The sequence below is a fragment of the Shewanella sp. 125m-7 genome (genome assembly GCF_052977045.1).
The window spans coordinates 1-11,749 of sequence record NZ_JBRILQ010000073.1; the positions used below are offsets into that span (position 1 = coordinate 1).

The 11,749-nt window shown below is 42.6% G+C and carries 10 protein-coding genes and 3 tRNA genes; 7 read left to right on the plus strand and 6 right to left on the minus strand.

All coding sequences use genetic code 11. The features are described 5' to 3' along the window. The 4 genes from ACVBIL_RS20095 to ACVBIL_RS20110 all read left to right on the plus strand — a co-directional run bounded on the left by ACVBIL_RS20095 (nucleotide 1) and on the right by ACVBIL_RS20110 (nucleotide 823). Nucleotides 1-76, plus strand: a tRNA-Val gene (locus tag ACVBIL_RS20095). A gap of 37 nt (nucleotides 77-113) precedes the next feature. Next, a tRNA-Val gene (locus ACVBIL_RS20100) sits at nucleotides 114-189 on the plus strand. Between the two features lie 37 nt (nucleotides 190-226). Next, nucleotides 227-302, plus strand: a tRNA-Val gene (locus ACVBIL_RS20105). Nucleotides 303-595: 293 nt separating this feature from the next. Further along, nucleotides 596-823, plus strand: a complete 228-nt coding sequence (locus ACVBIL_RS20110; RefSeq protein ID WP_447168714.1) for a hypothetical protein — start codon at nucleotides 596-598, stop codon at nucleotides 821-823. Between the two features lie 319 nt (nucleotides 824-1,142). Here the strand turns inward: ACVBIL_RS20110 and ACVBIL_RS20115 are convergent, their stop codons facing one another. Next, complete coding sequence (locus ACVBIL_RS20115) at nucleotides 1,143-2,369, minus strand: MFS transporter (RefSeq protein ID WP_447168723.1); 1,227 nt, start codon at nucleotides 2,367-2,369, stop codon at nucleotides 1,143-1,145. A gap of 636 nt (nucleotides 2,370-3,005) precedes the next feature. On the opposite strand from ACVBIL_RS20115, the gene ACVBIL_RS20120 reads away from it, so the two are divergent. After that, nucleotides 3,006-3,887: a LysR family transcriptional regulator gene (locus tag ACVBIL_RS20120; protein ID WP_447168715.1), complete on the plus strand. Its 882-nt coding sequence runs from the start codon at nucleotides 3,006-3,008 to the stop codon at nucleotides 3,885-3,887. Here the strand turns inward: ACVBIL_RS20120 and maiA are convergent. The 5 genes from maiA to phhA form a co-directional block, all read right to left on the minus strand. Continuing rightward, nucleotides 3,884-4,534 (minus strand): maleylacetoacetate isomerase, encoded by a 651-nt coding sequence (maiA, locus tag ACVBIL_RS20125; RefSeq protein ID WP_447168716.1) that lies wholly within the window; start codon nucleotides 4,532-4,534, stop codon nucleotides 3,884-3,886. The genes ACVBIL_RS20120 and maiA overlap by 4 nt on opposite strands. Nucleotides 4,535-4,675: 141 nt before the next feature. Next, nucleotides 4,676-5,662, minus strand: coding sequence for a fumarylacetoacetate hydrolase family protein (locus ACVBIL_RS20130; RefSeq protein ID WP_447168717.1), 987 nt, complete (start codon nucleotides 5,660-5,662; stop codon nucleotides 4,676-4,678). 259 nt (nucleotides 5,663-5,921) lie between these two features. Continuing rightward, nucleotides 5,922-7,469: a transcriptional regulator TyrR gene (gene tyrR, locus ACVBIL_RS20135; protein ID WP_447168718.1), complete on the minus strand. Its 1,548-nt coding sequence runs from the start codon at nucleotides 7,467-7,469 to the stop codon at nucleotides 5,922-5,924. 510 nt (nucleotides 7,470-7,979) lie between these two features. Then, the gene (locus ACVBIL_RS20140; protein ID WP_447168719.1) at nucleotides 7,980-8,318 is read right to left on the minus strand and encodes a 4a-hydroxytetrahydrobiopterin dehydratase; all 339 of its coding nucleotides are present in this window, start codon (nucleotides 8,316-8,318) and stop codon (nucleotides 7,980-7,982) included. A 62-nt stretch (nucleotides 8,319-8,380) separates the two neighbouring features. After that, entirely contained in the window at nucleotides 8,381-9,172 is a 792-nt protein-coding gene (phhA, locus tag ACVBIL_RS20145; protein WP_447168720.1) for a phenylalanine 4-monooxygenase, read from the minus strand. 431 nt (nucleotides 9,173-9,603) lie between these two features. Here phhA and galU point away from each other — a divergent pair, with 431 nt between their 5' ends. Then, nucleotides 9,604-10,509, plus strand: a complete 906-nt coding sequence (galU, locus tag ACVBIL_RS20150; protein ID WP_447168721.1) for a UTP--glucose-1-phosphate uridylyltransferase GalU — start codon at nucleotides 9,604-9,606, stop codon at nucleotides 10,507-10,509. Nucleotides 10,510-10,634: 125 nt separating this feature from the next. Beyond that, entirely contained in the window at nucleotides 10,635-11,654 is a 1,020-nt protein-coding gene (gene galE, locus ACVBIL_RS20155) for a UDP-glucose 4-epimerase GalE (RefSeq protein WP_447168722.1), read from the plus strand. Nucleotides 11,655-11,749: the final 95 nt, after the last annotated feature.

Sequence of the window (11,749 nt, forward strand, 5' to 3'; positions counted from 1 at the left end):
GGTCGATTAGCTCAGCTGGGAGAGCACCTCCCTTACAAGGAGGGGGTCACTGGTTCGAGCCCAGTATCGACCACCATTCTTTTCATAAAGAATTAAAACATTATGAAATCCCAGGTCGATTAGCTCAGCTGGGAGAGCACCTCCCTTACAAGGAGGGGGTCACTGGTTCGAGCCCAGTATCGACCACCATTCTTCTCATAAAGAATTAAAATATTATGAAATCCCAGGTCGATTAGCTCAGCTGGGAGAGCACCTCCCTTACAAGGAGGGGGTCACTGGTTCGAGCCCAGTATCGACCACCATTCTTTCTGTTTCACCTCTGCTATAAAAATAAATTATCCATAGTTCATACTTCTACCGACTTCATTTTTATGTTTGAATATTACAAACCTTGTTTAAACGCTAAAACAAATGTGAGTCCATCCATTTCGCTCGTCATAAGCAAACACATCAGCTACATTGTAAACAACACTCTTTTTATCTCTATCTTGACCAAAACACTGCAACCCTAGCATTAATAAAACCAGCAATAACTTTGTCAGTTAATCCACTTGTCGACTATGCTTTTAGAATCATTTATAGCCGGACAAACGCTATGGCAGACGTTAGTCAATCCGCTTCACTAGCCAGTATTGCTGCCTATTTAAAACTGACATACCAATACGATCAAGACACCGCACTTGTGGAAGCAAAATCAGTTATGCAGAACTTAGTTAAGATGCGTCAAAAAGGGTTTATTACCGGTTGGTACTTTGACGAACAAGGTCACCTTGAACTATTACCAAGCGACTACATTTTACATCAAATAAACCCATCTAAATAATCAGCCTAAGCCAATAACCTCGGTCAATAACCGCATGCTAGCAAGAAAGGATATAAGCGAAAGCAGAGGCCTGAGATACGTTCTCTGCTAAATTGATTTTTCTGAACAAAAAAGGGGGATATACCTAGGTATTGCTAGCGACAACACCTCGAAAGCTAAATGACAGATTAACAAATAAATCAAATAAATAGAGTCGCAAACGATTAGCTAGCTCTTAATTGTGAACCAACAAGCATCAATGCCATCTGTATCGAGTGCATCTTTTTTAGTTGTCGCAACTCATCATCCCTGTAAACAGCTCTTAGTATCTTGCGAGATGCTAAACAATCACTAATGGCTCTTCAACTGCCTTAGGGTTAACGAGCTTGGTCATAATAATCGACATTGTCGCGAGACCAAAAATAGAACCCAGCACTACCCCACTCCAGCCCCATTGATGCCAAAATGGTAAAAGGTAGGGACCACCTATTGCTGCGCCTAAATAATAGCTACATAAATACAAAGCTGTCGCTTTGGCTCTATGCTGCTTTGCTCGAGCAGCAACCGATGCATTACAGCAACTATGGATTAAAAAGAAGCCAAAAGCAGACAAAGTAAAACCAATATAAATCGCCAGTAATGTATCCCATAAAGTCAGTAAGCTACCTAAAAACATCATCACCGCAGCCCACTTAAATACCTGCTTCAGCCCCCGCTGAGTTAGCCACTTTGCCGACCGATAAGAGGCATAGGTACCACTAAGATAACAAAGAAAAATAAGCGTGACTTCAAAGCGTCCAAGGTTGAAAGGTGCATCCATTAAATGCAGCTGAATATAGCTAAACTGATTAACCATCACCATAAAAGCAAAACCACCAACAAGATAAATAAGTCGCAGTTTAGGGTCAGCTAAGTGCAAAGCAAACCCTGCAACATCATCTTTTCGCAATGGAAAGCCCCCTTGTTGCTTAGTTGGTTTAATAAACCCACTGGCCGGTAGCATATACCCCGCTATGAGTGTTCCAGCTAATGACACCACGGTTAGCAACAACATGGTTTGTTGCCAGTCAAAATACTGTGACATAACGCCTCCGATAAGGCGCCCGGCGATCCCACCTAGACTATTTGCGGCAATATAAATCGCACCCGCTTTTAGAATGGCATTTTTTCCCAATTCATCTTTAAAATATGCCATTGCCATTGCAGGCACCGAGGCAAGCAAAACACCTTGAAGCAACCTTAAGCAAAGTAATTGATTAAAATCGTTAATCAATAATGCGCTGAGATCCGACAGCACCAATAAAGACAAACTAACTAAAATAGGCTTCTTACGGCCAACTCTATCTGACACGACAGCAAAAAATAGTAATGACAACGCCATTGTAAAACTGGTTGCCGACAGCAATAACGTTGCCTGGCTCGCTGTGACCAAAAACGAATCTGCGATCAGCGGCAACATCCCCTGAACAATATACAAATTAATAAATATCACAAATGATGCAATGGATAACCCAAGAATAAGCCTTATTTCATGGTTGTTCGGTTGCTGTGACGAGACGACCTTCATCGATGATAAACTCTGAGTGGTTTTGATACCCGTAAGCATAACAAGGGTATACTCATAAGAATAATAACTAGTAAACATCAAAGCTATAGATTATTGTTATATTAGATTTAACTCACTCAGCAAAATAATACTAACCGATTAAATCATTAACAGGATGTGCTGGCACATTTTAGTTCTGGTATCCGTTATTACATCAGCTCTGCTGTATAGAGTCGCTTGTACTTGGAAAGTTTAGCTAAATTATCAACCCGTGTTTTCAATAAGCATTTAGATGTTAGCTTTCTATCCCTACAGCTACTGTGGTAATTAGGGGCTGTTGATCTTTCACGGTTGCTTTTGCCACAGTTTATTGGCGATTTTGACAAGGCGGAGGTTATGCCGTTTAGTCATTCTCCACAAATAGCCTACAACGCAGTATAAATCGCCAATAAGCGCGGCCCTTAGGGGTCGTTTCAATCGTTCTATTACTGCGTTACAAGCTTTTCGCTTAGCTCGTTAAGCCTCATCGCTTAAGCCTTGCACTAAAACGATTGAATTCGAACAAAAACTAAGCTCGAAAGATCAACAGCCCCTAGCAATAGCAAAACAGCAAGCTAGTACAGGATCTGACTACGAGTCATAAATAGGGATCCCCCCGTGGATATAAAACAACTAAAGTACTTAGATACCTTAGTAAAGGCAGGCAGTTTTACTAAGGCAGCTCAGCGGCTCAACATTGCCCAGCCCGCGCTAAGTCAGAGCATAAAAAGACTCGAGCATGAGCTTGGCGTCACACTTGTAGACAGAGGCTTGAACAAAAGCAGTAAATCACTTTCTTTAACCGCTGAAGGCGAGGCTTTACACAAACACGCAAAGCTAATTATCAATAATATGGCTCAAGCTGAAGCCCATATAAAATCGATGGCTAACCTGACAAAAGGCGAAGTTAGACTCGCTGTACCTGGCATGTTAGGTTCTTTCTATCTACCTAGGCGTTTAATGGCCTTTCGCCATCAATATGGCGAGCTAAAACTGTCACTTTTTGAAGGCGGCACTCGCGATACCCTGCGTATGTTGCAACAAGAAGAGGTCGATATTGCCATTATTACCGCCAACGATCTCACCGATGAATTTGATAGCCATCTACTGCTTAGAGAGCAAATGGTTGCCGCAGTTGGTAAGCAACACCCACTAGCAGAAGTCACCAGTGTCTCTCTCGACGCATTTTTCGAACATGAGCTGGTGTTATTTAAACAGGGTTACTTTCACCGGGAATGGATGCTCAAACAAGCGGAGCGATTAGGAATAGAGGTCAACATCGCAATTGAAACCAACCTGATTAACCTCATCAAGCAAGTTGTGGCACAAGAATATGGCATTACCAGTGTGCTCGAAATGGTCATAGAACCGCACGATAATATCTGCACAAAACCTTTTGACCCGCCAGTTTTTTTGGACTTGCATATCGCTTGGAAAAAACAACGCCCTATCAGCCAAGCCGATAAGGCGTTTGTAGAGTTTCTAATGCACAATCGTTAGGATGCGTCAGCCTGCGCCTCTGGCGTTGCATCTTTAAAAGATTGCAAGGTTAGGCAATAAGCATTAACGCGCTCAATATTAGGGTATAAGCTCAAATCAACATTAAAGCGCTTAGCATTATAAACCTGGGGGACTAAGCAAATGTCAGCCAAAGTCGGTTTATCGCCAAAACAAAATACCCCACTGTGTTTTTCGAGCATTTTTTCTAGTGCGCTAAAACCTTCAACCACCCAATGATGATACCAGGCTGTTTTTTTCTCGCTTTCCATTGCCAACTCATCGGTAAGGTATTGCAACACTTTTAGGTTGTTCAATGGGTGAATTTCACATGCAACCGTTAATGCCATGGCACGCACAATCGATTTATCAAATGGCGAGTTCGGTAATAAACCTACTCGTGGATAGACTTCATCTAAGTACTCCATTATCGCCAATGATTGAGTCAACACTCTTTGCTGTCCGTTTTGCTCAATCACTAAACTTGGCACCAACTCTTGGGCATTTAAGTTGGCATAATCACGGTAGTGTTGCTCCCCGCCATCTTTAACTAAATGCACTGAAACTTGCTCAGCCGTCAGTAACTTCAAGTTCATTGCAATACGTACACGATATGCGGCACTTGAACGCCAATATCCGTATAATTTCATCTTAGCCGTTTCCATATCTCAATCATCCTTTTGCGCCGTCTTATACTGATGGGTACTACAATGAGTTTGCCAAGCCAAATATAGCAAAAAGGCCAACCCCTAAGGATCAGCCTTTAAAACTCGTCATCTAACAAAATACCATTAAGCTTTGTATTCGACGACCTGCTGATCAATCGAACCAAAGATGCTGTTATTGTTTTCATCGAGCATTTCGATACGAACGCGATCACCAAAGCGCATAAATGACGTAGAAGGTTTACCGTCCGCAATGGTTTCAAGCATACGTGTTTCAGCTAAGCAGCTTGAGCCCGCACTGCGATCATAATTTGAGATAGTGCCCGAACCAATAATCGCTCCAGCGCCTAAAGGACGTGTTTTAGCAACATGAGACACTAACTGACTAAAATTAAATGTCATATCAACGCCTGCATTAGGGCGGCCAAACAATTCACTATTAAGATGCGTAATTAGTGGTAAGTGCACTTTGGCATCTTGCCACTTATCATTGAGCTCATCAGGCGTCACCGCTACCGGAGAAAAGCTACTTGACGGCTTGGCTTGGAAAAAACCAAATCCTTTCGCCAGTTCACCAGGAATAAGGTTACGTAACGATACATCGTTAACCAACATCAGCAATTTAATATGCTTCTCAGCGTTGCTAGCTGTCACGCCCATTGGCACATCATCTGTGATCACTGCGATTTCTGATTCAAAGTCGATACCCCACTCTTCGCTCGCTAACGCAATATCGGCCTTCGGCGCGATAAAGCAGTCAGATCCACCTTGATAAACCAGCGGGTCGGTCCAGAATGTTTCCGGCATTTGCGCCCCGCGCGCTTTACGCACTAACTCAACATGGTTGACGTATGCACTGCCGTCAGCCCATTGATAGGCTCTTGGCAACGGAGATAAACACTTTGACTCTTCAAAATCCACGGCGTTATCCATCATGCCGAGATTTAATGCGTCATAAAGTTCTACCAATTGTGGATTAAGTAGATCCCATGCATCCATTAACTGCTGCATAGTATGAGCTATCGCAGGCACAGCAACCGCTTTGCTCAAGTCTTTGCTAACTAACATCAATTGACCGTCACGGCGACCATTATCATAACTGGCTAACTTCATACGTACTCCTAATTGTTTATGGCCTCACTAGCATCTTGTTACTTTTTATTGTGATGACAGCTGATTATTGGCCCAAATCGAACTTTGCCATAGAATGACATCAACTGCGCAGCCTATGGAATAGCGTGAACTAAATCACATTTAAACAGTAACGGCCTCACATCGTAAAGATTTAGTTACAACCAAGTAATTTTGACTGAAAACTCCGATTTTTAGTCCAAAGTTGCTATTCTAACCAGCAATCAACGGCAAGTTAGTTTTACAGTGATTTGGGTTTATTAATATTGTATTCACGTAACTTGTTTGCAATTGCCGTATGTGACACACCAAGCTTCTTCGCTAATTGGCGAGTACTTGGATATGCCGGATACAATCTGCGTAGTAAACCTGCCTCAAATTGCTTCATCGCCTCATCTAAACTGCCTTCAAACTGGTCGTCAAAGTAACCAAAACCTTCAGCATATGAAGGTAACTTTAGCTGCTCAATCGTTAACTCTGCACTACCATCCCACATTGAAACCGCTCTAAAAATAGCATTTTTAAGCTGGCGCACGTTACCCGGCCAAGCATAGCCTAAAAGGTGTTCACGACACTCACCAGAAATACGACGAATTGGGATCGATAACTGTTGGCTGTAATGCTCTAAGAACATCTCAGTTAGTGGAATAATGTCGACCTTACGCTCCCGGAGAGCAGGAACATGAAAACTCAACACATGAATACGATAATAAAGATCTTCTCTAAACTCACCACTTTGGCAAAGTTCAGCTAAATTTTTCTGGGTCGAACAGATGATACGAACGTCGCTACGGATCTCTTCATCACCGCCAACCCGTCTAAAAGTGCCATCTTGCAAAAATCGCAGTAATTTAACTTGAGCAGACTTTGACATTTCAGCAATTTCATCCAGAAATACCGTACCGCCCTTACCTTCTTCAATAAAACCGCGCTTGACCACATTACCGTTGCTTACAAAACCAAATAGTTCTTCTTCAGCGGCACTGTCAGGCATTGCGGCACAGTTAATCGCGATAAAAGGCTGCTCTCGGCGCATACTCGCGTCATGGCAAGCTCGCGACATTAATTCTTTACCCGTACCGGTTTCACCAGTGATCAGCAAAGGCGCGTCGAGCTGGGCCATGCGACGAGCCTGGACTAACACCTCTTTCATCTTATCGCTGGTCGCTAGTACATTTTCAAAGCCGCTAGATTGGTTTTGGAGGGCATTAAACTGTTTTCCTACCCGTGCTGGCGATTTAAGTGAAACGACCGCCCCAGCAAGAATTGGAGTATCACTACCACTATCAGGCAGATAAATTGGCAGCATTTCAGCTAGGTATTCATTTTCACCGATATTGACACGCGTAGCCTGAGCAAGGACTGTCGACTCACTCAACCAACGGCTAAAATTAAACCCGTGAACCCAGTGATTAATCGACTCATCGACCACTTCGTGCTCAGCCATACCTACCGTATGCAAGGCTGATTCATTGACGATGCGGATCCTGCCTTTCACATCGAGTGAAAATACTGAATCTGGTAGCGTTTTTAACAACGTCTTTAATGCGTAATGCTCTTGCTCAGAGGGCATAAATGACACTGTGCGCACGTCATGCACACCTTCGACTTTACGAATAAGAGGGAGTAATTCGCTAAGAGTGTCAAAACTCACTTCAGCAAATTGTAGATAGAGAAAACCTTGGTTGCTTGCGTCAATAGCAAACAAATTAATCCCATAGTCTTCCATAATCAATAAGATATCTTTGGCCAGACCCACTCGGTCTAAACAGCTGACTTCCAAGCGCATATTATTGCAGTTCCCTTTTTTAAATACTCGTTATTGGGATAAAACAATCAGCAGAATTAAATCGGTTTCAGTCACTAGTTAATATTGAAACAAGACCTACTTCTGTAATTTTCCTATACGTTAAAAGTTTATCTTAATTGTGGCAAGGCTTGTTTACAGACGTTTTGTAAGATTTTACAAGGGAACCCAAGAAATCTCTGGCACCTAAATCCTAAGATGCTTCTCTGATAGGGCCTTTTTTTCCACGACGAGAGCGGGTTACGGACTTGTATACAATCAAAGGACAAAGAGATAACAAGCAAGCAGCTACAGGAGGGTGACTTGGCAGTAATACTTTAAATTTTGCTTGTATAGCCTCTAGCAGGGCTACGCGGCGCCCACTCTTTGAAAAGCACCGTCTGTGACACGTCTACACTTTGCTTTATACACAGCGAGGAAAACCATAAGAGCACATTTAGCTTGTGATGTTATGCTTTTCCTAGAGGCTCCAGCCTTCTTTGTAATACTCTTCTAATCTAACAGCGTGTCAGTTTTAGCTGCCATAATAAAATCATTTTTATGTAAGCCTTTAATAGAATGAGACCACCAAGTAACAGTTACCCTGCCCCACTCGGTTAAAATACTAGGGTGATGAAAATCGGCTTCGGCAAGTTCTGCAAGTTTGTTCGTAAACTCCATAGCGAGCTTAAAGTTCTTAAATTTATAAACCCGCTCTAGCTGCATGATGCCGTCACGCACTTCCACCGTCCAATCAGGGATCATGCGAACTAGTTGAGCGAGCTCATCATCAGTAACCTTTGGTGCATCTGCTTGGCACGCTTCGCATTTCATTTGAGCTAATTCTGTCATTTTATCTTCCTTAATGATTATTTCTCTACTTCAAAACCTATCTTGTATCGACAAGCCGTCCGCTAACTCTGTTTTGCTGGGTATTTAGGCTTAAATAATCCTAGCTGCTGCGCTTTTTTAACCGCGCTCATTATGTCCATCTCTGCAATGGTATCGAGCTCATTAATATGTTCAATGGCATAATAAATGGGTTGCATAATATCAATACGATAAGGGGTGCGCATAACTTCGACTAAATCAAATGCTCTTATTTCGGGCTCACTTCCCATGACATACATGGTTTCTCCCGGCGAGCTTAAAATACCGCCGCCATAAATACTCAATTGATGATGCTTAGATCGCAGTACACCAAACTCAACGGTGAACCAATAGAGTCTCGCTAGAAACACACGTTCTTCCTTGCTAGCCGCTAGCCCTAACTTGCCGTATAGATGGGAGAAATGAGCAAATGATGGATTAGTTAATAACGGACAATGTCCAAACACTTCATGAAAGATATCTGGCTCTTGCAGATAATCAAATTCTTGCCTACTTCTGATAAAAGTTGCGACAGGAAAAGATCGGTTCGCCAACAACTCAAAAAATTTACCAAATGAGATAAGCGCTGGAACCGCTGCCGTTTTCCAGCCCGTCGCTTGCTGCAGTACAGCATCAATTTCTGACAGTTGCGGAATTCTATCAGTCGGTAAATCTAGCTTAACCAAACCATCTAAGTACTCTTGGCATGCTCGATCAGGTAGATTCACACGCTGCCTAGCATAAAGCTCAGACCAAATGTCATGTTCATCCTGAGGGTAATCAATAAAGCCACTCGCATCAGGTAAACGAGCTGTGTAATTTTGTAGTTTGCTCATCGCTCTATTCAATAGTCCTAGACTGGGTAGTAAATGATGACTTCATACTTAACTAAAGCAGATGTTTTGTTAACCTGATCACAGTTTATTATCGGAACTCGCGCGGCCCTCAAGTGTAATGAATTTGTTACACTAAAAACAGTCTATCGCCATACCCCCTAAAATACGCCTAATAGCCCGTACAAAAATAATGACACAAAATAGATATTTACCGATTAAAGACTAAAGATGATGGCTAAGTACTGACCCGCTCGCCTTTTAACGCTTTAGGTTAAATATAGCGACACAAAATGGCGTACAAAGAATCAACAAAATCATAGAAAAAATACCATTTACAGTGTGTTTTCAAGATTGTTATCCAATCAAAGCTGAATTCAGTATAGAATAAAGGTTTGTGTGCCAATTCCTAATTAGGAACAGATAGGATTAGAATGAAACAACATAAAATTCGCAAAGCAGTCATCCCTGTAGCGGGCTTAGGAACGCGTATGCTTCCAGCCACTAAAGCTATCCCGAAAGAGATGCTGCCAGTAATGGACAAGCCACTGATCCAGTATGTTGTCAATGAAGCGATTGCCGCAGGGATCAAGGAAATCGTCCTCGTTACTCACGCCAGTAAAAATTCGGTTGAAAACCATTTCGACACTAGCTTTGAACTAGAAGCGCAATTAGAGCGCCGTGTTAAGCGTCAACTCTTAGCAGAAGTGCAATCGATATGCCCGAGTGACGTGTCAATCATCAGCGTGCGTCAATCGCAAGCAAAGGGTCTTGGTCACGCTATTTTGTGTGCAAAAACCATTATCGGTGACGCACCATTTGCCGTGTTGCTGCCCGACGTTATCATTGATGATGCGAGTTGCGATCTGACTAAAGACAACCTTGCACAGATGGTTGCTCTCTATGATGAAACTGAAGTTGGTCAAATAATGGTTGAAGGCGTGCCTCACAATCAAGTAAACCAATACGGTATTGCCGATATCAATGGCGAAGATCTACAACCAGGTAAGTCACTGCCACTTACTCAACTGGTAGAAAAGCCAGATGTTGATGATGCACCGTCAAATCTAGCTGTTGTTGGCCGATATGTATTGCCAGCTGACATTTGGTCTTACCTAGCTAAAACACCAGCAGGTGCAGGTGATGAAATTCAGCTTACCGATGCCATCGCCATGCTAATGGAAAAGCAAACGGTTAACGCCTATTACATGCAAGGTAAGAGTCATGACTGCGGTAATAAATTAGGTTATATGCAAGCCCACGTTGAGCATGCACTGCGCCATAAGGAAATCGGCCCTGAGTTTGCTGAATACTTAAAAGCGATTGTTAAGACGCTTTAATTAAAAGCTTTAATTAAGGTTTTTGAGTTAACACACGCTAACAAAACGCTTTTATTAAGGCCTTATAACCTAGCAAATTGTTATTTGGTCTTAAAGCAAACCGCTTAAATTAAAGGATGATAAACATGACTATTCTTGTTACCGGCGGCGCTGGTTATATCGGCACTCATACGGTTGTTGAGCTACTCAATAACGGTAATGATGTCGTTATCTTAGATAACCTGAGTAATTCTAGTGTTACTGCACTTGAAAGAGTCGAGCAGATCACTGGAAAGGCTGTCACCTTTTATCAAGGTGATGTGCTTAATAGAGCCTTCCTGCAAAAACTATTTACTGACCATGCCATTAAATCGGTTATTCATTTTGCGGGTTTAAAGGCCGTTGGCGAATCAGTTGCTCAGCCACTACGTTACTATGAAAACAATGTCACTGGCACCATAGTATTATGTGAAGTCATGGCTGAGTTTAATGTTAAAAACTTAGTCTTTAGCTCTTCAGCTACTGTATATGGCGATCCTGCGAGCCTACCGATTACCGAAGATTTTGCGACAGGGGCAACCAATCCCTATGGCCAATCCAAATTAATGGTAGAGCATATTCTTGCGGATCTATACCACTCAGATAACAGTTGGAATATCGCTCGCCTACGTTACTTTAATCCTGTTGGCGCACATGAAAGTGGCTTAATTGGTGAAGACCCGAATGACATCCCCAATAATCTAATGCCATTTATCAGCCAAGTCGCGGTTGGAAAACGTGAGCAACTGAGCGTGTTTGGCAGTGATTATGATACCCTTGATGGCACAGGCGTAAGAGATTATATCCACGTCGTTGATTTAGCCGTTGGTCACTTGAGAGCCTTAGATAAGCTGCATACTCAGTCAGGACTTGTTACCTACAACTTAGGTACAGGGCAAGGTTACAGCGTACTTGAAATGGTTAAAGCCTTTGAAAAAGCAAGTGGTACACAGATTAAGTACCAACTTGTGGCACGTAGGCCGGGTGATATTGCGGCATGTTATGCTGATCCAGACAAAGCTCAAAAAGAGTTAAACTGGCAAGCCACACATAGCATTGATGATATGGCACAAAGCAGCTGGCATTGGCAGTCAAGTAACCCCAATGGCTACGTAGCTGAAAGCTAAAATAAGCTGAGAAGAACGCTAGGTTCTAGGTTCTAGGTTCTAGGTTCTAGGTTCTAGGTTCTAGGTTCTAGGTTCTAGGTTCTAGGTTCTAGGTT

Coding starts and splice junctions, on each gene's coding strand:
- ACVBIL_RS20110 (WP_447168714.1), top strand. CDS start 596: ATGGCAGACGTTAGTCAATCCGCTTCACTAGCCAGTATTGCTGCCTAT.
- ACVBIL_RS20115 (WP_447168723.1), bottom strand. CDS start 2,369: ATGAAGGTCGTCTCGTCACAGCAACCGAACAACCATGAAATAAGGCTT.
- maiA (WP_447168716.1), bottom strand. CDS start 4,534: ATGAAATTATACGGATATTGGCGTTCAAGTGCCGCATATCGTGTACGT.
- ACVBIL_RS20130 (WP_447168717.1), bottom strand. CDS start 5,662: ATGAAGTTAGCCAGTTATGATAATGGTCGCCGTGACGGTCAATTGATG.
- tyrR (WP_447168718.1), bottom strand. CDS start 7,469: ATGCGCTTGGAAGTCAGCTGTTTAGACCGAGTGGGTCTGGCCAAAGAT.
- ACVBIL_RS20140 (WP_447168719.1), bottom strand. CDS start 8,318: ATGACAGAATTAGCTCAAATGAAATGCGAAGCGTGCCAAGCAGATGCA.
- phhA (WP_447168720.1), bottom strand. CDS start 9,172: ATGAGCAAACTACAAAATTACACAGCTCGTTTACCTGATGCGAGTGGC.
- galU (WP_447168721.1), top strand. CDS start 9,604: ATGAAACAACATAAAATTCGCAAAGCAGTCATCCCTGTAGCGGGCTTA.
- galE (WP_447168722.1), top strand. CDS start 10,635: ATGACTATTCTTGTTACCGGCGGCGCTGGTTATATCGGCACTCATACG.